General features: G+C 74.1%; 19 protein-coding genes and 1 tRNA gene. 7 read left to right on the forward strand and 13 right to left on the reverse strand.

Annotated features, from left to right (window positions below):
* Window positions 1–1,684: glycoside hydrolase family 10 protein (locus ACWEN6_RS40200; RefSeq protein ID WP_452577408.1), on the forward strand; the 1,684-nt coding region annotated here is incomplete at its 5' end.
* Window positions 1,685–1,906: 222 nt separating this feature from the next.
* Here ACWEN6_RS40200 and ACWEN6_RS40205 read toward each other — a convergent pair.
* Window positions 1,907–3,130 (reverse strand): BadF/BadG/BcrA/BcrD ATPase family protein, encoded by a 1,224-nt coding sequence (locus tag ACWEN6_RS40205; protein WP_452577410.1) that lies wholly within the window; start codon window positions 3,128–3,130, stop codon window positions 1,907–1,909.
* A 164-nt stretch (window positions 3,131–3,294) separates the two neighbouring features.
* Window positions 3,295–3,897, reverse strand: coding sequence for an SRPBCC family protein (locus tag ACWEN6_RS40210; protein ID WP_452577411.1), 603 nt, complete (start codon window positions 3,895–3,897; stop codon window positions 3,295–3,297).
* 346 nt (window positions 3,898–4,243) lie between these two features.
* On the opposite strand from ACWEN6_RS40210, the gene ACWEN6_RS40215 reads away from it, so the two are divergent.
* The gene (locus ACWEN6_RS40215; protein WP_452577412.1) at window positions 4,244–4,864 is read left to right on the forward strand and encodes a hypothetical protein; all 621 of its coding nucleotides are present in this window, start codon (window positions 4,244–4,246) and stop codon (window positions 4,862–4,864) included.
* Between the two features lie 51 nt (window positions 4,865–4,915).
* Here the strand turns inward: ACWEN6_RS40215 and ACWEN6_RS40220 are convergent, their stop codons facing one another.
* The 6 genes from ACWEN6_RS40220 to ACWEN6_RS40245 form a co-directional block, all read right to left on the reverse strand.
* On the reverse strand, window positions 4,916–5,176 hold the full coding sequence (locus ACWEN6_RS40220; RefSeq protein WP_452577413.1) for a hypothetical protein: 261 nt from the start codon (window positions 5,174–5,176) through the stop codon (window positions 4,916–4,918).
* Window positions 5,173–6,204, reverse strand: coding sequence for an ABC transporter ATP-binding protein (locus ACWEN6_RS40225; RefSeq protein ID WP_452577415.1), 1,032 nt, complete (start codon window positions 6,202–6,204; stop codon window positions 5,173–5,175). The genes ACWEN6_RS40220 and ACWEN6_RS40225 overlap by 4 nt, the downstream gene beginning before the upstream one ends.
* Window positions 6,201–7,049: an ABC transporter permease gene (locus ACWEN6_RS40230; RefSeq protein ID WP_452577417.1), complete on the reverse strand. Its 849-nt coding sequence runs from the start codon at window positions 7,047–7,049 to the stop codon at window positions 6,201–6,203. The genes ACWEN6_RS40225 and ACWEN6_RS40230 overlap by 4 nt, the downstream gene beginning before the upstream one ends.
* A gap of 5 nt (window positions 7,050–7,054) precedes the next feature.
* On the reverse strand, window positions 7,055–7,861 hold the full coding sequence (gene modA, locus ACWEN6_RS40235) for a molybdate ABC transporter substrate-binding protein (protein ID WP_452577418.1): 807 nt from the start codon (window positions 7,859–7,861) through the stop codon (window positions 7,055–7,057).
* A gap of 11 nt (window positions 7,862–7,872) precedes the next feature.
* The gene (locus ACWEN6_RS40240) at window positions 7,873–8,283 is read right to left on the reverse strand and encodes a helix-turn-helix transcriptional regulator (protein ID WP_354847616.1); all 411 of its coding nucleotides are present in this window, start codon (window positions 8,281–8,283) and stop codon (window positions 7,873–7,875) included.
* 233 nt (window positions 8,284–8,516) lie between these two features.
* Window positions 8,517–9,383 carry an alpha/beta fold hydrolase gene (locus ACWEN6_RS40245; RefSeq protein WP_452577419.1) on the reverse strand — a complete coding sequence of 289 codons (867 nt, stop codon included), beginning with the start codon at window positions 9,381–9,383 and terminating at the stop codon, window positions 8,517–8,519.
* A gap of 77 nt (window positions 9,384–9,460) precedes the next feature.
* On the opposite strand from ACWEN6_RS40245, the gene ACWEN6_RS40250 reads away from it, so the two are divergent.
* Complete coding sequence (locus ACWEN6_RS40250) at window positions 9,461–10,318, forward strand: helix-turn-helix domain-containing protein (protein ID WP_452577420.1); 858 nt, start codon at window positions 9,461–9,463, stop codon at window positions 10,316–10,318.
* Window positions 10,319–10,369: 51 nt separating this feature from the next.
* Here the strand turns inward: ACWEN6_RS40250 and ACWEN6_RS40255 are convergent, their stop codons facing one another.
* Both ACWEN6_RS40255 and ACWEN6_RS40260 read right to left on the reverse strand, forming a co-directional pair.
* Window positions 10,370–10,609: an SAM-dependent methyltransferase gene (locus tag ACWEN6_RS40255; protein WP_452577422.1), complete on the reverse strand. Its 240-nt coding sequence runs from the start codon at window positions 10,607–10,609 to the stop codon at window positions 10,370–10,372.
* 166 nt (window positions 10,610–10,775) lie between these two features.
* Complete coding sequence (locus ACWEN6_RS40260) at window positions 10,776–11,330, reverse strand: hypothetical protein (protein WP_452577424.1); 555 nt, start codon at window positions 11,328–11,330, stop codon at window positions 10,776–10,778.
* Window positions 11,331–11,497: 167 nt separating this feature from the next.
* On the opposite strand from ACWEN6_RS40260, the gene ACWEN6_RS40265 reads away from it, so the two are divergent.
* From ACWEN6_RS40265 to ACWEN6_RS40280, 4 genes are all read left to right on the forward strand, one after another.
* Entirely contained in the window at window positions 11,498–13,156 is a 1,659-nt protein-coding gene (locus ACWEN6_RS40265; protein ID WP_452577426.1) for an FAD-dependent oxidoreductase, read from the forward strand.
* On the forward strand, window positions 13,153–14,610 hold the full coding sequence (locus ACWEN6_RS40270) for an ATP-binding protein (RefSeq protein ID WP_452577428.1): 1,458 nt from the start codon (window positions 13,153–13,155) through the stop codon (window positions 14,608–14,610). The genes ACWEN6_RS40265 and ACWEN6_RS40270 overlap by 4 nt, the downstream gene beginning before the upstream one ends.
* A gap of 187 nt (window positions 14,611–14,797) precedes the next feature.
* A complete protein-coding gene (locus ACWEN6_RS40275; protein ID WP_452577430.1) occupies window positions 14,798–15,619 on the forward strand; it encodes a hypothetical protein in 822 nt (273 codons plus the stop codon).
* A gap of 53 nt (window positions 15,620–15,672) precedes the next feature.
* On the forward strand, window positions 15,673–17,493 hold the full coding sequence (locus tag ACWEN6_RS40280; protein ID WP_452577432.1) for an outer membrane protein assembly factor BamB family protein: 1,821 nt from the start codon (window positions 15,673–15,675) through the stop codon (window positions 17,491–17,493).
* A 158-nt stretch (window positions 17,494–17,651) separates the two neighbouring features.
* Here ACWEN6_RS40280 and ACWEN6_RS40285 read toward each other — a convergent pair whose 3' ends face one another.
* From ACWEN6_RS40285 to ACWEN6_RS40295, 3 genes are all read right to left on the reverse strand, one after another.
* Entirely contained in the window at window positions 17,652–18,347 is a 696-nt protein-coding gene (locus ACWEN6_RS40285) for a neutral zinc metallopeptidase (RefSeq protein WP_452577434.1), read from the reverse strand.
* A gap of 176 nt (window positions 18,348–18,523) precedes the next feature.
* Window positions 18,524–19,504: a pyridoxal-phosphate dependent enzyme gene (locus ACWEN6_RS40290; protein ID WP_452577436.1), complete on the reverse strand. Its 981-nt coding sequence runs from the start codon at window positions 19,502–19,504 to the stop codon at window positions 18,524–18,526.
* A gap of 54 nt (window positions 19,505–19,558) precedes the next feature.
* Window positions 19,559–19,633: transfer RNA gene (locus tag ACWEN6_RS40295), tRNA-Val, on the reverse strand.
* Window positions 19,634–19,652: the final 19 nt, after the last annotated feature.

The raw sequence follows: 19,652 nt of genomic DNA on the forward strand, positions 1-19,652 counted from the left end.
CCGGACAGATTGCGGCGGGTGGTGGCTGGGCTGCGGTGTCACTTTCACGTCGAGCGGCACGGCCGGCGCCGCGCACGCCTCGCCCGGCGGCGCGGTGGACGGTCCCTCCGCGCGCCAGATGCGCGGCATGTGGATCGCCTCGGTCGTCAACATCAACTGGCCCTCCCGCACCGGGCTGACCGTGGAGCAGCAGAAGAGCGAGTTCGTCTCCTGGCTGGACTTCGCGCGCTCGCGGCGGCTCAATGCCGTGTTCGTGCAGGTGCGGCCGACCGCCGACGCGTTCTGGCCCTCCCGGTACGAGCCGTGGTCGCAGTACCTCACCGGCGTCCAGGGGCAGGACCCGGGCTACGACCCGCTCGGCTTCATGGTCCAGGCCGCCCACGAGCGCGGGCTCGCCTTCCACGCGTGGTTCAACCCCTACCGCGTCTCGATGCAGGCCGACCTCGAACAACTCGTCACCGACCACCCGGCGCGGCAGAACCCCGCCTGGCCCGTCGCCTACGGCGGCAAGCTTTACTACAACCCCGGGCTGCCGGAGGTCCGCGCGTTCGTGCAGGACGCCATCATGGACGCGGTCGAGCGGTACGACATCGACGGGGTCCACTTCGACGACTACTTCTACCCCTACCCCGTCGCCGGCCAGGAGTTCGACGACGCCGAGGCCTACGCCGACCACGGGACGGGCTTCCCCGACAAGGCGGCCTGGCGGCGGCACAACGTCAACCTGCTGATCGAGGAGATGAGCGAGCGCGTCCGCGAGGCCAAGCCGGAGGTGCAGTGGGGGGTGAGCCCCTTCGGCATCTGGCGCAACGCCACGACCGACCCGCTCGGCTCGGCGACCTCCGGGTCCCAGTCCTACGACAGCCAGCACGCCGACACCCGCCTGTGGGTGAAGCGGGGCTGGCTGGACTACGTCGCCCCGCAGATCTACTGGAACATCGGTCTGCCGGTGGCCGACTACGCGGTGCTGGCCCCGTGGTGGTCGCAGGTGGTCGCCGGCACCGGCACTCAGCTGTGGGTCGGGCAGGCCGCCTACAAAGTGGGCGTCGCCGGGCAGCCCGCCGCCTGGCAGGACCCGGCGGAGCTGTCGCGCCACCTGACCCTGAACCTGGACCACCCCGAGATCGGCGGCGACATCTACTACAGCGCGGGCGACCTGCGCGCCGACCGGCTCGGGTCCACCACGCGGCTGGTGGCGGACCACTACGCGCGCCCGGCGCTGCTTCCGGTGCTCCCGCGGCTCGCCTCCGGCCCCCGGCCCCGGACGCCCGTCCTCACCCAGGCCCGCACCGGCGCCGGCGGCGGCGTCGCCCTGTCCTTCGAGACCACCGGCCGGCCCGACCCCTGGCTGTACGCGGTCTACCGCTTCGACGAGGAGGACCCGGCCCCGGCGCCCACGGCCACGGGCGGCCCGGAGCCCACCGCCGCCGGGAGCCCGCCCGCGGCCGGGACGCCCGGCGCCGGCCACGCCGCCCATGCCGGTCTCGGCGGTCATGGCGGTCATGGCGGCCGTGACGGCTGCGACCCGGAGGAACTGGCGGCGCATCTTGTCGCGGTGGTGCCCGGCGGGCGCCGCGCCCAGTACACCGACCCCGCCGGCGGGCGCGGGTCGCACTACCGCGTCACCGCTCTCGACCGCGCCAACCGCCAGAGCCCGCCCAGCCCCGCCCGCCGCGCCCTCTGACCGGCGCCGCGACGCGCCAGGCCGCCGGGAGGCGGCGGCGTGCGGCTTCGGCCCCGCGCGATGGTGGTTGAGGCCACCGCGAGGCGGCGGTGCTCGGCTCGTCCCTGCGCGATGGTGGTTCAGGCCGCGAGGAGGCGGCGGCGTACGGCCTCGGCTCTGCGCGGTGGTGTACAGGCCGCCAGGAAGGGGCCTCGCTCGGCCTCGGCCCGGCGCGGTGGTGGTTCAGGCCGCGAGGAGGCGGCGGTGCGCGGCTTCGGCCTGCGCGGCGGCGCCGGCGGGCAGGGCCGCGCGCAGCGCGAGCGCGGCCGCCCCGGCGGCGCCGTCGCGGGTTGAAACGACTGGACGGCCGAGCAGAGACTGCCGTACGCGTTCGGCGACCAGCGTGGGATGGGTCAGCAACGAGCCGGCCAGCACCACGGGCAGGCCGGGATCGCCCTCGCCGACCGCCGCCAGGGTGGCGACCAGGCGGCGGGCGGCGTCGTCCACGATGGCCAGCGCCACCTGGTCGCCCTCCCGGGCCGCCGCCTCCACGACCGGGCTCAGCCTGCCCAGCCGGGCCGGCTCCCCGTCGTACACCACCGCGATGATCGCCTGCGTGAGGGCCTCCCTCCGCAGTGCGTCCGCTTGGATGGCGTCCGCGCGGAGGTCGTCCGCTCGGAGGCCGTCCGCTTGGAGGGCGTCGGCTTGGAGGGCGTCCGCGCCTGGAGCCGGGGATGCCCCGCCGGTTGGAGCCGGAACCGGGGATGCCTCGCCGGTAGAAGCCGTGGCCGGGCGCGATCCGCCGGTGGAAGGCGGCGCGCCGGGGTCGGCCGGTCGGGCTGTGGCGGGGTCCGCGTGCGCGGTCACCCCGGAGGCCGGGAGCGGTTCCCGGAGGGTCGGGACGATCAGCGAGGTGAGCACCGTGGGGCGGCCGCGGCCGTCGATGGCCGCCAGGGCGGCCTGCACGGCGCGGCGGCCGATCCAGACCCCCGACCCCTCGTCGCCGAGCAGCCATCCGTAGCCGTCGCACCGGCGGACCATCCGGCGGTCCTCGACGTGGGCCGCCACCGCCCCCGTGCCCGCGATGATCACGTTGCCGCTGGGCGCCGGGGTCGCGCCGGCGAAGGCCACCAGGATGTCCGGGACGATGACCGGCCGGCCGGGCAGCCCGGCCCCGTGCCAGGCGTCCTGGCTGATGGCGTCCGCCTGCCTGCGGCCCGCCTCGCTCGCCCCGGCGAGCCCGAACACCCCGCCGGCGACGTCGCCTGGGCCGAACCGCGGGCCGATCTGGGACAGGGCCTCGGTGAGGGCGCGCGCGAGGTTGCCGCCCGGGTCACGGGCGGAGCGCGGATTGGCCCCGCCGGCGCGGCCCCGGCCCACGATCTCGCCGCTGAACGTGGCGACCAGGCAGCGCGTGCTCGTCCCGCCGCCGTCAACGCCGACCACCAGCGGCTCCGCCGATCGCATACGCCTCCCCGATGACGATCTCCCCGGCAGTATAGGCGCCCCACCTCGGCCGATCCGGCCCGCGGGTGCACGGCCCCCGTCAGGCACCGTGCTCCCGAGATCCCGTTCCGGGCTCAGGAGTCCCCGGGGCCCTTCTCCGGGCTCGGAGGTTCTCGGGTCTCGGATCAGGGGTGGGGGTGGCGGGGATCGGCTCCAGGCGCGGAAGTTCCCGGGCGCTGCTCGCGCTGACGGTCCAGGGCTCCCCTTGAGGGTGTCGAGTTCGGCGTGCACCGGGCGGCGCACAGTTCGGCGAGGCGTTCCAGGGTGCTCGCCATCTGCGTCTGCCACCAGGCGCGCCCGCTGTCCACTTCCGCGCGTTTGTCCTCCGGCAATCGCGAACCGTCGAAGGTCTCGGTCACGACCGTCGCCCCGGCTCCGTCCGGGAGCAGATCGAAGATCCACCGGTGGCCCCACGCGGCCCCGGGCGCGGTGGCGTCCGGGTGCCCGCGACCGGGCCTCGGCTCCCAGCCGAGGCGACGGTCCGGCTCGTACTCGACGACGTGGTTGTTCATCTCATAGTCGCCGTATCGCTCGTAATGCATCCGCATCACGAAGACGTCCCCGACGCCCGAGACCACGGCGTCGGAGACGCCACCGCGCAGCATCCCCGAGCCGTCGAGGTCCGGGTGCCGTCCGGGGTCGGCCAGGATCCGGAAGATCTCCTCCGCCGGGGCCCCGATGCGCCGGGACACCACCACCACCACGGGCTCGCCTGTCGTACTCGTCATCCGCGTGCCTCCGTTGACCGCAGAGCATGAACCCCCACTCCGGCCCGGACGCTACACCGGGGGTACGACAACGCCTCGCCGAGGACGTTCCACATGCCGTCGGTCGGCGATCAAGGCCTGACCCGGCTACCCGGCGAACCTACGCGGTCACAGCACTGGGATCCGCTCCAGGCGGGGTGCTCCCGGTGATCCGCTTTGGGTTCGGGCGCTCCCGGGGGCTGTGGCGCGGGCTTCGACCTGCGTGGTCGCGGCCGGGACTCGTCTGTGGCGGGCCTTGGCGGCGGCCCTGATGTGGCAGGCTGCGTAGCCCAGGGAGCGTCTTCGGGGGAGCGGGATGGGGCGGCGCGTGGTCGGGACCGAGGAAGAGGCGGGCAGGACGGCCGGGGTCTCCGGGCGGGCCGCGCGGTGGGTCACCGAGATCTTCGCCCCGCAGGTGCTGGTGATCGCGCTGCCGCCGGTGGTCGGGCTGGTGTCCGACGGGCGCCCCGGGTTCTGGTGGGGCCTGGTCGCCTCGCTGCTGTGCGGAGGCGTCCCCGCGTCGGTGATCGCGCTCGGCGTCCGCGCCGGGCGGCTGGACTCCCGGCACATCGTGGACCGCTCGCGCCGGACGGTGCCGTTGCTGGTCGCCGTCGGCGCGGTGCTGGCGACGCTGGTGCTGCTGGCCGTCCTGGGCGCTCCGCGCCTGCTGGTGGCCACGGTGGCCGCGATGCTGGCCGGCCTCGCGGTGACGGTGCCGGTGACGTTGCGCTGGAAGATCTCCTTCCACGCCGCCGTCTCGGCGGGCACCGTGCTCGTGCTCGCCCGCGTCCTGCCGGCGGCGCCCACGCTCGCGGCCGGCGCGGCGGTCGTCGCGGTGGTGTGCTGGGCCCGCGTGCGCCTGGCCCACCACACCGTCCCCCAGGTGGCCGCGGGCGCCCTGGCCGGAGCCGCCTCATCGGCGGCCGTCCTCGCCCTGTTCGGCGTCTGAGCGGGCGGCGGACCGCTGATCTCAGGGTGTGCGCCGGCAGCGGTTGTGAGGTCAACCTCCGCAGGAGCACGCGGGGCCGGGGGGATCGGCCCAGTGCAGGGCGATGTACGGCTCGGCCCGGCCGCGGTAGCGGACCCGTTCGCGGGTGACGCGGTAGCGCGCGCACGTCTCGGGCTCGTCGGGCGAGCGGCGCGGCATGGGGACGAACAGCACGCCGATGTCCTGGTCGATGTGGGTGAGCAGGCCGTGGCACGGACCGCCGAGGCAGATGGCGTTGCAGTCGTGGTCGCGGTCCCTCCGCTCGGCGCTCATGCCGGGTACGCGTGGGTCTCGGTGGCCTTCACCGACGCCCAGACCCGCTGCCCCGGGGCCAGGTCGAGCTCGGCGAGGGCGGCGGGCGTGATGTCGGCGAAGGCGGCGACCGGCCCCTCGAGGTGGACGCGGACGTTGTCGCCGTGCCGTTCGATGCCTTCGATGCGCCCCTCCCACAGGTTGCGCGGGCTGCCGTCGGGCCGGGAGCGGTAGAGCGCGACGGCCGCCGGCGGGAAGGCCACGAACACGGGCCCCTCCAGCCGTTCGGAGGTGCTGAAAGGCAACGCGCCGACCATGACCCGGGCGCCGTCGGCCACGCCGCGATGCAGGTTGAGCCCGACCAGCCGGGCGACGTAGCCGGTGCGCGGGCGGCGGGCGACCTCGGCCGGGGTTCCCTGCTGGACGACCGCGCCGTCCTCGATGACGATCAGCCGGTCGGCCAGCACCATCGCCTCCAGCGGGTCGTGGGTGACAAGGACGGTGGCGCCGTCGAAGTCGGCCAGGTGGCGGCGGAGCCGGGAGCGGATCTCCAGCCGGGTGTGGGCGTCGAGCGCGGCCAGGGGCTCGTCCAGCAGGAGCAGCCGCGGCCGGACGGCGAGCGCGCGGGCCAGCGCCACCCGCTGGGCCTGGCCGCCGGACAACTGGCGGGGCCGGGCGGCGGCCCTGTCGGTGAGACCGACGCGTTCCAGCAGCTCCGCGGCCACCCGGCGGGACTCGGCCTTGGAGGCGCCCTGGCAGCGCGGCCCGAAGGCGACGTTGTCCAGGGCCGACAGGTGCGGGAAGAGCAGGTAGTCCTGGAAGACCATGCCGATCGGCCGCTGGTCGGGGGGCAGCGCCTGCACCGGGGCGCCGTCCAGCAGGATGCGGCCGCCGGTCAGGGCGATCAGCCCCGCCAGGGCGCGCAGGGCGGTGGTCTTGCCCGCGCCGTTCGGGCCGAGCAGCGCGACGACCTCTCCCGGCGCGACCTTCACCTCGATGTCCAGCGTGAACGCGGTCCTGGCGACCACCAGACGGGCTTCCAGCGTCATGGCGCGCTCACCCACCGGTCGCGCAGGCTCGCCAGGATGACGACCGAGACGGCCAGCAGGACCAGGCTGAGCACGATCGCCGCCTGCGGCTCGGTCTCCAAAGCCAGGTAGACGGCCAGCGGCATCGTCCGCGTCGTCCCGGGGAAGTTGCCCGCGAAGGTGATCGTCGCCCCGAACTCGCCCAGCGCCCGCGCCCAGCACAGCACCGCCCCCGCCACCACGCCGGGCATGATGAGCGGCAGCGTGACCCGGCGGAACACCGTCCACCGCGAGGCGCCCAGTGTGGCGGCGGCCTCCTCGAACCGCAGGTCGGCGGCGCGCAGCGCGCCCTCGACGCTGATGACCAGGAAGGGCATCGCGACGAACGCCTCGGCCACGACCACTCCCGCGGTGGTGAACGGCAGCGTGATCCCGAGACTCGCCTCCAGCCACTGCCCGACCAGCCCGCGCCGCCCCAGCACCAGCAGGAGCGCCACGCCGCCCACGACCGGCGGCAGCACCAGCGGCACGGTGACCAGGGCACGGACCACGCGACGGCCGGGGAAGTCCACGCGGGCCAGCAGCCAGGCCAGCGGCACGCCGAGCAGAAGGCACCCCGCGGTCGCGATCGTGGCGGTCACCAGCGACAGCCGCAGCGCCTCCAGCACGTTCGGCTCGCCCAGCCGTCGCGGCAGCGTGGCCCACGGAGCCCGCACCAGCAGCCCGGCGAGCGGCAGCACCAGGAACGCCAGCCCGGCCAGCGCGGGCGCCACCAGCACCCACGGCAGGCGGCCGGCGATGCCCGGACGGCTTCGGCCGCTCCGGTGGCTTCGGCGGCTCAGTCGGCTTCGAGGGGAGGTGCTCATGCGGGTCAGGGCGCCTCGAAGCCGGCCTTGGTCAGCACGTCCTTGCCCTGCGGCGACAGCACCAGGTCCACGAACCGCTTGGCCAGGTCACCGGCCGGAGCCTTGGCGAGGGTGGCGATCGGATAGTCGTTGATCGCCTTGTCCGCCTCCGGGAACCCGATGCCGTTCACCTTGCCCGCCGAGGCGATCACGTCGGTCTTGTAGACCAGCGCCGCGTCCACCTCGCCCAGTTCGACCTTGGTGAGCGTGGCCTTGACGTCCTGCTCCAGCGTCACGGGCTTGACCGTGAGCCCGGCGGCCTCCAGCGCCTTGACCGCCGCGGCGCCGCACGGCACCTGCTCGGCGCACAGCGCGACCTTCACCTTGGGGTCGGTGAGGTCCTTCAGCCCTTCCACCTTGGCCGGGCCGGCGGCGGGCACGGCGATCTGCAGCTTGTTGCGCGCGAACGTCGTCGGGGAGCTCGCGAGCGAGGCGTCGGTGACGGTCTTCATCGTGGCCGGGCTCGCCGCGGCGAACACGTCGGCCGGGGCGCCCTGGGTGATCTGCTGGGCCAGGGTCGCGCTGGAGCCGAAGTTGAACTTCACGCTCGTGCCGGGGTGGGCGGCCTCGAAGGCCTTGCCCAGCTCGGTGAACGTGCCGGTCAGCGACGCCGCCGCGAACACCGTCACGTCCGTGGCCGCACCGGCCGCGGAGGCCGGCCCGGCGGCCGGCGCCGTGGAGGCGGCCGGGCCGCCGGAACCGCACCCCGACAGCCCGAGTGCGAGCGCGAGCGGCAGGGCCACGGCCCACGGGGCAAGACGACCGAACACCAAAGGGGGGCTCCTCACAGGCTGCCGGCGACACGCTCGTGGCCGGGGATCTCCACGACGACGTTGGTGGACTTGATCACGGCGACCGCCACCACCCCCACCGCCAGGCCGAGCTCGTCGGCGGCTTGGCGGCTCATCAGCGACACCACCCGGAACGGCCCCGCGGCGATCTCGACCTGCGCCATCACCGCGTCCTTGATCACCTCGGTCACGATGCCGCGGAAGCGATTGCGCGCCGAGGAACGGCCGCCGTCGACCGTCTCGACCTGGGTGCGGGCGAACTCGGCCAGGTCGGCGCCGTTCAGCCGCCGGTGGCCGTTCTCGTCCCGCTCGGCTCTCAGGCGGCCCGCGTCCACCCATCGGCGGACGGTGTCGGAGCTGACCCCGAGCAACGCGGCGGCCTCGCTGATCCGGAACGTCGTCACAGCCCCTCACCCTACCCCTCGCACATTCCACCGCCAATGCCTATCTATAGCCGCAATCGCGGTCCTATCCACGGCTTTGTCATAGCATCCACGAAAGGGAGTGGAGTCGTGCCCGGCTCCACGCCCGGCCTCGGCCGGATCCGGTCCGGCCGAGGCCGACTGCGCGCGCAGCCGCCGATCGCCTCCGCCGGGGTCACCCGGGCTGCTCCGGCATCACCCGGGCTGCTCCGGGATCACCCGGCCTCCGCCGGGTGGGTGGCGTGGATCGCGGCGAAGGCCAGGAGGAGGGTGGCGGTCCGCGGTGGGTCCTCCAGGTTCGGGGAGTGCCCGATACCGGGCAGCAACACGACCTCCGCCCCCGGAACGGCGTGGTAGCCGGCCGCGGAGGAGGACCGCCATCGGCGGTCGTCCGCACCGAAGATCACCAGCAGCGGCTTGCCGAGGGGCGCCAGCCGGTCGGGGAGCGCCCGCTGCTCCAGGTAGTCGCGAGTGCCTTGCATCGTCGCGGTGAGCGTGTGGTAGGTCATGAAGCGCACCTCGTCCAGCAGCTCCTGGGGGATCCGGTAGCCCGGGCGGCTGCAGCCGGTGCTCGCGAACCGGCGGATCAGCTCGTCGGTGGGCGGCCACTGCGAGGGGCTGATCGCGGCGGACTCCGATGCGATGAAGGCGTCCAGGCTTGGTCCGGTGTTGATGAGCGCGAGCGCGTCCACCAGGCCGGGTCGCTGTTCGGCGAGAGCGGTGGCCACCGCGCCGCCGCTGGAGTGGCCGATGACCACGACGCGCCCGGCGCCGAGCCGGTCCATCGCCACGCCCACCCGGTGCGCCTGGTCCGGGAGCGCGTAGCCGGGGCCGGCCGGCTTGGCCGACCGGCCGTGGCCGAGCAGGTCGATCCGGATGACGCGATGGGATGCGGCCAGCAGCGGGACCAGCGGGTCCCACGAGCGGGTCGAGGACGCCGACCCGTGGATGAGCAGGAGTGCGGGGGCGTCGCGGGGGCCGTCCTGGCACACGTGGATGTCGCCGTCGTCCAGGGACAGGATCGTGCTCTCGGTGGTCTCGGCGCCGCCGTTCGCGTGCGGTCCGCCGTCAGAGATGGTCATGAGGCGATCGTCGCGCCGGTGCGCGCCGGTGGATTGGACGAATGTTCCCCTCGGCCGGTCCGCCGTAGCATGGGGCGGTGCGGACGTTCGTGCACGGTGCGGCTGTGTGGGACGTCGCGTGCCCGCGGGGCCCCAGCCGGGTGGCCGGTGTCACCATGGCCGGGTTCCGCGTCGGTGACCTGGACGCGCTCCGGATGGTCCCGCACCCGGCCGTGACCCTGCTCGTGGAGTTCGGCGCCGGTTCGCCCGTCGTGGACTACGCCGCCGGGCGGCGGGAGCGGGGAAGCGTCGCCGCCGGGCCCGGGCTCGGGGCCGGAGGCGCTGTCTGGGCGCGGGGCGTGAACCTCGAGTGCGTGCAGGTGCGCCTGTCCCCGGTGATCGCGCGCGCGGTTCTGGGCCTTCCTCCCGCCGACCTCGACGGCGCCGTGGTGGCCCTTAGCGACCTATGGGGCCGGGAGGCCGCACGGCTGCGTGAGCGGCTGGCCGGGGCCTCCTCCTGGGAGGATCGCTTCGCGCTGACCGAGGCGCTGCTCGCCCGGCGGCGTGAGGCGGGGCGGGCCGTGGACCCGGAGGTGGCCTGGGCCTGGCGCCGCATCGTCGCCGGCCGCGGCCTGGTCCGGGTCGACGGGCTGGCGGCCGAGCTCGGCTGGAGCCGCAAGCGCCTGTGGTCCCGGTTCCGCTCGCAGATCGGCCTGCCGCCCAAGCGCGCCGCGAAGCTGGTCCGCTTCGACCACGCCGCCCACCGCCTGGCCGCGGGACAGGACGCGGCCGGCGTCGCGGCCGACGGCGGCTACACCGACCAGTCGCACCTGCATCGCGACGTCGTGGCGTTCACCGGAGTGACGCCCGCGGCCGTGGCCGGCGAGCGGTTCCTCGCGGTCGACGACCTCGCCTGGCCCGGCCGCGCGACGCCCGCGCGAGATCCACGCCGCTGAGCCGCCCGGCACCGGCCCGCCCGGCCCGCCCGGCGCGGCCGAAAGGGCCCGTCAGGGCTTGCGGGCCACGGCGCAGAACTGGGAGACCTCGTGCTGGGCGTCGAAGTCGCCGGGCTCGGGGCGCCACCGGGAGCAGGAGACCACGCCGGGCGAAAGCACCTCCAGCCCTTCGAGGAACCCGGCCAACTCCTCCGGATCGCGCAGCGTCATCGGCGCGGAGTGCGCCACCGTGGGGTCGATCTTGGCGTGCGGCACCGGCGCCTCGTCAGGGGAGGACGCCTCGTCGCTCATGGGGAACGCACCTGCTCCACCTGGCGTGGGCCGATCTTCGCCTCGCCAGCGTAGCGTCCGAATTGCCGGCCAAGTGAGAATTCGGACACTGTTCACATCGCCGATACCGGGCCGAAACCAGGCCGGGAGCGGACCGCGAAGAGTCGGCGCGAAGAGTCGGTCAGGGTCAGGCGGGGGAGACGCGCTGCCACTGCGGGTCCCGGTACAGCACCACGGACGGCCCCCGCAGCATCTCGTCCGGCGCGGAGAGCATGACCAGCTCGCCCGCGGCCTCCATCTCGCGCAGCAGGTCGCGCACGCGCGGGCCGACGGGCAGGCGGCCGAGGGGCAGGCCGAGCGTCAGACGCGTGGCGTCCGCCACCTCCGAGAGCCGGAACGGCCCGGGGAAGCCGTCGACCAGCTCGCGGACCAGGTCCAGCGTGATCACCTGCTCGGCCTCGCCGTGCGCGACCTCCCACACGAGCTGGACGTTGCGGCGGCCGGTGGCGGCGCAGGCGGCGCAGCGCCGCACGAAACCGGGCACGATCTCCTCGTCGGCCGAGCCCAGGCACACCGTGCACTGGCCGGTCTCCGAGGCGTGCAGTTCGGCGGCCGCCCGGTTGGGCAGGGGAGTGCGGCACGAGCACCGGAACGTGCGGAAGGCGCGCCCCTCGACCAGGGCGAGATCGTCGGCGTTCTCGGGGATCTCGTCCCACTGTGCGGTGATCGTATGCGTGGTCATCTCCCGTGACTCTACCGAGCCGTTCCGGCGCGTGGTCCCGGACGGCCGGGTTCGGCGTGACGGCGTGCCAGGAGGCGGGCGTGGCCCCTGGTGGGGGTGCGTTTCACGCGGCGCGGCGCGAACCCCGGGTGGAGGCGCCGCCTCCGGGGACATGCTTTTATTGATTCATGTCAAACCCGGCGATTCTGACCGTCGATGACGATCCGGGCGTCTCCCGGTCGGTGGCCCGAGACGTCCGCCGCCGCTACGGCGACCGCTACCGCGTCGTGCGCGCCGACTCCGGCCAGGCGGCCCTGGAGGCGCTCCGCGAGATCAAGCTGCGCGGCGAACAGGTCGCCGTCATGCTCGCGGACTACCGGATGCCGCAGATGAACGGCATCCAGTTCCTCGAGGCCGCGATGGACATCTTCCCGCGCGCCCGGCGTGTCCTGCTCACCGCCTACGCCGACACCGACGCGGCGATCGACGCGATCAACATCGTCGACCTGGACCACTACCTGCTCAAGCCGTGGAACCCGCCGGAGGAGAAGCTCTACCCGGTGGTGGACGCGCTCCTGGACGCCTGGCTCGCCGCGCCGGACGAGACGATCACCGAGACCCGCGTCGTCGGGCACCGGTGGTCGGCGCCGTCCTTCGCGGTACGCGACTTCCTCGCCCGCAACCTGGTGCCCTACCGCTGGCTGCAGTCCGACGAGCCCGAGGGCTGCCGGCTGCTGTCGGCGGCCGGGCTGACCGGCGACGACGTGCCGCTGGTGGTCACCCCGGACGGCACCTCGCTGGTCAAGCCCAGCGAGGCCGACCTGGCCGCCCACGTCGGGCTCACCACCACGCCCACCGAGGACTTCTACGACCTGGTCGTCGTCGGCGCCGGCCCCGCCGGGCTCGGCGCGGCGGTGTACGGCGCCTCCGAGGGCCTGCGCACCCTCCTGCTGGAGCAGCGCGCCACCGGCGGGCAGGCGGGGCAGAGCAGTCGCATCGAGAACTACCTGGGCTTCCCCGACGGGGTGTCGGGCGCTCAGCTCACCGACCGTGCCAGGCGGCAGGCGCAGCGCTTCGGCGCCGAGATCCTCACCACCCGCGAGGTCGTCGGCCTGGAGGCCGGCGGCACGACCAAGCTGCTGCGCTTCGGCGACGGCAGCCTCATCGCCGCCCACACGGTCGTCCTGGCCACCGGGGTGTCCTACCGCCTGCTGGACGCGCCCGGCCTGGCCGACCTGACCGGCCGGGGCGTGTTCTACGGCTCGGCCGCCACCGAGGCCCCGAGCTGCTCCGGCCAGGAGATCTACATCGTCGGCGGCGCCAACTCCGCCGGCCAGGCCGCCGTGCACTTCTCCCGGTACGCCAAGCGCGTGCACATGCTGATCAGGTCGGGCGACCTGCGGCGATCGATGTCGCAGTACCTGATCGACCAGATCGCCGAGATCGACAACATCGAGGTGCACCCGCACTGCCAGGTGATCGGCGGCGAGGGCCGCGAGCACCTGGAGCGGCTGATCGTCTGCGATCCGCGCTCGGGGCAGGACCGGACGTTCGACACCTCGTGGCTGTTCGTCTTCATCGGCGCCGAGCCGCGCACCGACTGGCTGGACAAGTCGGTCGTCCGTGACGAGCGGGGCTTCGTGGTCACCGGCACCGACCTGCTCGCCGACGGCCACAGGCCGCCCGGCTGGACGCTGCCCCGCGACCCCTACCACCTGGAGACCAGCATGCCGGGCGTCTTCGCCGCGGGAGACGTGCGCGCCGACTCGGTCAAGCGCGTCGCCTCCGCCGTGGGCGAGGGCGCCATGGCGGTGTCACTGATCCACCGCTACCTGGAGACCCAATGAGCGAATCGGCCACGGAGACCGGATGCGGCGTCAGGGGCGACGAGCGCCTGACCCCCGTCGAACTACGCACCCTGTTCCTGTTCGAATCGCTGGACGAGGCCCAGCTCGCCCGGTTCGCCGAGCACGGCCGGGTGGAGCGCTACCCGGCCGCCGCCCGGGTCTACGAGGAGGGCAGCCCGGCGACCTGCTTCTACGTCCTGCTCAGCGGCACGATCGCGCTGTCGCGCCGCGTCCAGGGCGACGAGGTCGAGCTCAACCGCACCGAGCAGCGGGGCGTCTACGCGGGCGCCACCCAGGCCTACCTGGCCGAGCGCGAGGGGCAGGTGTACCCCCACAGCATGCTCGCCATCAGCGACGTCGAGCTGTTCTCGCTGCCCGCGGACGTGCTGGCCACCGCGCTGCGCGAGTGGTTCCCGATGGCGACGCACCTGCTGGAGGGCATGTTCCTCGGTCTGCGCGCCAGCCAGACCATCGTCGGCGAGCGCGAGCGGCTGCTGGCGCTGGGCTCGCTGTCGGCCGGGCTGACCCACGAGCTGAACAACCCGGCCGCCGCGGCGGTGCGGGCCACCGCGGTGCTGCGCGAGCGGGTCGCCCACATGCGCCACAAGCTCGCCATGATCGCCGACGGCCGGCTGGACGGCAGCCGCCTGCACGAGCTCGTCGAGCTGCAGGAGGAGGCCGTCAAGCGCGCCGCGGGCGCGGCGCCGCTGTCGGCGATGGCCACCGCCGACGCCGAGGACGAGCTGAGCGACTGGCTCGACGACCACGACATCGCCGGAGGCTGGGAGCTGGCCTCGACGCTGGTGGCCGGCGGCATCGACGCGGAGTGGCTCGAGCGCATCAGCGGCGCCGTCGGCGGGGAGAACCTCGAGGCCGCCGTCCGGTGGCTGACCTACACGGTCGAGACAGAGCAGCTGATGTGCGAGATCGCCGAGGCGGTGACCCGCATGTCCACGCTGGTCGCCGCCGCCAAGCAGTACTCCCAGCTCGACCGGGCCCCCTACCAGACGGTCGACCTGCACGACCTGCTCGGCGCGACGCTGACCATGATGCAGGCGAAGATCCCCGAAGGCGTCCGCGTCGTCAAGGAGTACGACCGCACCGTCCCGCTCATCCCCGCCTACGCCGCCGAGCTCAACCAGGTGTGGACCAACCTCATCGACAACGCGTTCTCGGCGATGCGGGAGGAGGGCGGCACCCTCACGGTGCGCACCGGGCACGACACGGAGCGGGTCTTCGTCGAGATCGGCGACACCGGGCCCGGCATCCCCGCCGAGATCCGGCCGCGCATCTTCGAGCCGTTCTTCACCACCAAGCCGGTCGGCGAGGGCACCGGCCTCGGCCTGGACATCTCCTACCGCATCATCGTCAACAAGCACCATGGGGACATCAAGGTGGAGTCCCAACCCGGCGACACGCGCTTTCGCGTGCTGCTCCCCATCACCCCCGCCTGAGCCATCACCCCTGCCTGAGCCGCGCCAACGCGAGGACACCTCCGGGAACCGGTCACCATGGTGACCGGTTCCTGACATTCTGTCATCGCTCCCGTCGTGGCGAGCGGTCCGGCGACGCCCGATACTGCGAGCACCACTCGAGAAGAAGGCCGGGCCACACGCTGTGAACCGCTCCGACCCATCGACGGTGTCCACCCCCGCGACCCCCGCGACCGAACCGTCTCCGAGCCGGCTGAGCCGGCTCGTCCGCAGCCCGCTGACCTGGAGCGCCGGCGTGCTCGGCGCCGTCGCCGGAGCGCTGCTCATCGCCTGGCTCCCCGGAGGCGGCCACGACCTGGTCGACCGCGTCACCGAATCGGACCCGCTGCGCCTGCCCTACGTCGAGGAGGACCAGGCAGGCGACATCGCACTCGAACGGCCGGTCGAGGATCCCGAGGACCGCGCCACGCTGCTCACCGAGCCCGAGAAGCTGCCCGCCCTGGTCCGCGAGTACGGTGGCGGGCCGGTCGGGCGGCTGGACGTCGTCCTGGTCGCCGAGGGTGGCCGGGGGCTGGTGCGCGTGGTCGACATCAGGCCCCGCGTCGCGCGGACCCTCCCCGTGCTCACCGGCTCCTACCTCCGGCCGGACAGCTCCGGCGAGCCGGAGGTCATCCACGTCGTCTCCGACCTCGACGCCGCCGAGCGGCGGCCGCGCGTCCCCGGCAAGGCCGGGACCCTCTACTTCACCGGCAAGCAGATCGAGCTGAAACGCGGCGAGCAGGAGACGCTCCGCCTGAGCTTCACCGCGCGGGACGCCGCCTACGAGTTCGACCTGCTGGCCACCGTCGTCGCCGACGGCCGCACCTACCAGCAGGTCATCCGGCGGCCGGACGGCGGGATGTTCCGCGTCACCGGCGCGGCCGCCGACCACCGCGCCTACCGGCGGATCTACACCGGCGGCTCGTCCACCTGGCACCTCGCCGGTCACGCGGCGAAATGCACGATCTTCCCCCGCTCCAAGGGATGCTGACCCGCGCGGCCCCCGCCCGCCACCCCGCTGCGCGTGCGAAGGAACGCCGGACCGTGCGCGCCGTGCTCACCGGGTTCGCCGTCTCGGCGCTGCTGGCCCTGACCACGGGCGGCGCGGGACCCGCCGGCCCGCTCCGTCCCGGAGGGGAGGCGGGGACGGCGCTGCCCGCCCGGCTCGCCGCCGTGTGGTCGGCCCCCGCCGACGTGCATCCCGAGGTGTTCCAGACCGGACCGTACGCCTTCACCGGCGACACCGTGGTCCTGCCCGGCGCCGGGGGAAGCGGCGTGGAACTGCACGACCCGCGGACCGGGGCGGTCAGGGGCGCGGTCCCCGCACTCCCCGGGTACGTGATCACCGACGTCGGCTTCTCGGCGGGCCTGCTGATCCTCGGCCACCAGGCCGCCGGCCGGCGGGGCGACCGCTTCATCGCCGGATACGACCCGCGCACCGGCGCACCACGGTGGCGGACCGCGATCCCCGCCTCGCCGGCGGGCGCTCCCCACGCCATGGTGTCCGGCGCCACGACGATGATCACGCCGGGCGCGGTGGTCGTGCTGTCCACCGACCGCCGCGACCTCACGGGTTTCGCCTCCTCGACCGGCCGGAGCCTGTGGCGGCGTCCGCTGGAGCCCGGGTGCTCGGCCCAGATCGACTCCGGCGCCGTCGTGGTGATCATGCGCGGCTGCGACGGGAAGCCCGCCGAGGTGGCCGCCCTGGACCCGGCCACCGGACGGCTCCTCTGGCGGCGCGAGGTCCCCCGGGGCGGCGGCTCGGAGGGGAGCTCGCTGGTCACGGCCGCCGACGGGACGATGTTCGTGGCCGCGAACGGCTCCTCCTTCTTCGCCGCGCCCGACGGGCGCTGGTCGGGCGAGTTGCACGCCGAGACGACCAGCACGTTCGGCGCGTACGGGGACGTGGTCGCCGTGGGCTCCACCGAGGGCCGGGGGGAGCGGGCGGTGGCCGTGCTGCGGGGGATCGGCCGCGCGAGCGGGAAGGTCCTGTGGACCAGGCGTGACACTCCCGCCTTCAATCTCGCCTACCGTGACGTCATGCTGGCCGGAGAGGGTCTGTTCGCCGGCCGGACGAACTGGCCCCGTGTCCCCGGCGGCTGGCCCCTGCCGTACTTCGTCACGGTGGTCGATCCGCGCGACGGGACCACCCGCAGCCTGCCCGTGCCCTCCGGCGACAACGGCACGGACCTGATCGGCCTGTCCGGCGACGTCCTGTTCGTCCGCCACGCAACTCCCACCGGCCCCCGGGTCACCGCCTACCGTCCCGCCCCGGCCCCCTCACCCCCAGGCCCGGCGGAGGTTCCCGCGTCCGAGCCGTCACCTCCTGTCCGGGCGGGAGTCTCCGCGTCCGCGCCGTCACACCCCGGCCGGGCGGAGGTCCCCGCGTCCGCGCCGGGACCGGCCGAACTGGGCGGGGTCTCCCCGTCGTCCTGGCCGGACGCGTGCTCGCTGGTCTCACCGGGCGACCTCACGGCGCTGGGCCGGGGATACCGGGCCTACCCGCGCGAACGCCGCCTGGGCGAGGTCGTCTTCCCCCACCCGGTGGTCTGCGACCTGGTCGCGCCCACCGACCGGCGGCCCCCGGTGTCGCTGAGCGTCCAGTGGGTGGCCGCGTCCGTGCGGGAGGCGACGACCCTGTTCGACGACGCGCTGGCCGGGCAGCGCGCGGACCAGTGGCCGGTGAAGCGGCTCGCGCCGGGCCTCTACCAGGTCGCCGGGCCGTCCATCCAGCTGACCCCGGACACCGCGCTCATCCGGTGGGGCCCGGTCATCGCCCGGCTGACCGTCCACGGTGACGTGCCCGGGATGAAGAAGATCGCTCCCATCGTCCTGGCGAACATGCGGGCACGCCTGACCTCGTGAGCGGGCGGCCCGTCGCGCCGGCGGGCCGCCCGGCCACGGCGCCGTGGCCGAGACGACCCGCGGACGATCGTGCCGGCGGCCGCTGACGTGCCGGACGCGGAGCATCGCCCGGGGGACCTTGGTCTTCCCGGCGCGGTCATGTCTGTTCGTCTCGTCGTCTACATGCCCATGCAGCCGGGCACCCCGTAGGCGGCGCCGCGGTCGAAGACGGCGATGCGCTGTGAGGCGCTGCCGTGGTCGCCGGGCCTGGTCCACCGGGTCTTGTCGGCCATGGCCCGCAGGGCGGCGGCGATCTCTCGCACGTCGCCCTCCTCGAAGCGCAGCGTGCCGTCCGCGGCGGCCCCGTACAGCGCCGCGCCCGCCAGGCAGTCGGCCTGCAACTCGGCGGCCGGCGACCTCTGCGGAAAGCCCGGGTGCGCCTGCACGGCGTGCCCCCATTCGTGGGCGATGACGTCGTACACCCAGGCGTCCCCGGAGCGGTATCCCTGCTTCATGAGGTCGGTGTCCCAGGCGATGTAGTGGCCGTTCGGGCAGTAGTGGGCATTGTCGTAGGTCAGGCGCCTGCCACCGCAGAACGGCGCCGGTCTGCCGCCCCGCGAGTATCCGCCGAAAATGTTCGGACGATAATAACGACCGGCGAAGTACCGCGACCAGTGGCTCGCCCAGAAACGGTCCACGACGTACAGCGCCGTGGCGATATCGGACTTCATGCCGTCCATTCCGCGGGCCTGCGCCACGGCCGCCCCCGAGTGCGACGTCCCTGCCGTGGACGCGTACGCCGTGCCGCCGCCGGCGAGCATCGTGGCGACGAGCGGAACGGCGAGCGCCGTCCGCCCCGGCATTCGTCGATGCATTTCCGCGATTCCCTCCCCTTGGGATCCGGGCCCCACGAGGAGGGTAAATGCGTTCCGCGTCCGGGGGAACGCTTACAGTTATGTCAAATCCCGGGGCCGGGCGCCGTCAGGAAATGGGATCGGCGCCGTCGGGAGAATGAAATGGCCGCGGCGCCCGCAATGGAGCCTTCAGCTGGTCAGGCCGGAACGGCGCCGGCGATCAGCTCGGCGAAGCGGCCCGCGTCGATGTTCCCGCCGGAGACGATCACGCCGACGCGCCCCGGGACGCGTTCGAGCCGCCCGGCCAGCAGGGCGGCCAGCCCGCAGGCGCCGCTCGGCTCCATGACGATCTTCATCCGCTCGAAGGCCAGCCGCATCGCCGCGCGGATGTCGTCGTCGGTGACCAGCGCGATCTCGTCGACCAGCCGCCTGTTGACCGAGAAGGTCAGCTCGCCGGGGACGTCGGCGGCCAGGCCGTCGGCGATCGTGCGCGGGACGGGGACGGACACCCGCTCGCCGGCGCCCAGCGACCGCCTGGTGTCGTCGCCCGCCTCGGGCTCCACGCCCACCACGCGGAGGCGGTGGTGCAGCCCCTTGGCCACCGTGGCGCTGCCGGCGATCAGCCCGCCGCCGCCGACCGGGACCACCAGCGCGTCCAGCTCGCCGACCTCCTCCATGAGTTCGAGCGCGGCCGTGCCCTGGCCGGCGATCACGTGCGGATGCTCGTACGGCGGGATCAGCGCCAGTCCGCGATCGGCCGCGAGCGCCTCGCCGATCGCCACCCGGTCGCCGGTGTAGCGGTCGTAGGTGACGATCTCCGCCCCGTACCCGGCGGCGGCGTCCATCTTGGACCTGGGCGTGTCCTCCGGCATGAGGATCACCGCCGTGCCGCCCAGCTCCCGGGCGGCCAGGGCGACGGCCTGGGCGTGGTTGCCCGAGGAGTACGCGGCGATGCCCCTGGCCCGCTGCGCCGGCGACAGCCGCGAGACGGCGTTGTACGCGCCGCGGAACTTGAACGCGCCGACGCGCTGGAAGTTCTCGCACTTGAGGAAGACCTCGGCTCCGGCCAGGGCGTCCAGGGTGCGCGAGCGCAGGACGGGGGTGCGGTGCGCGACCCCCTTCAGCCTGGCCGCCGCGTCATGGACGTCGTCCAACGTGACCGGAAGGGGGGTGGTCATGCTCGATCCTCCAGAAAACGGCGTCCCAGGCCAGGCCTGGGACGCCGTGGAGCGTGGTGGGCGATACTGGGATTGAACCAGTGGCCTCTACCGTGTCAAGGTAGCGCTCTCCCACTGAGCTAATCGCCCTCGTGCGTCGATCGTCGCG

It is taken from the genome of Sphaerisporangium sp. NPDC004334 (assembly GCF_053602655.1).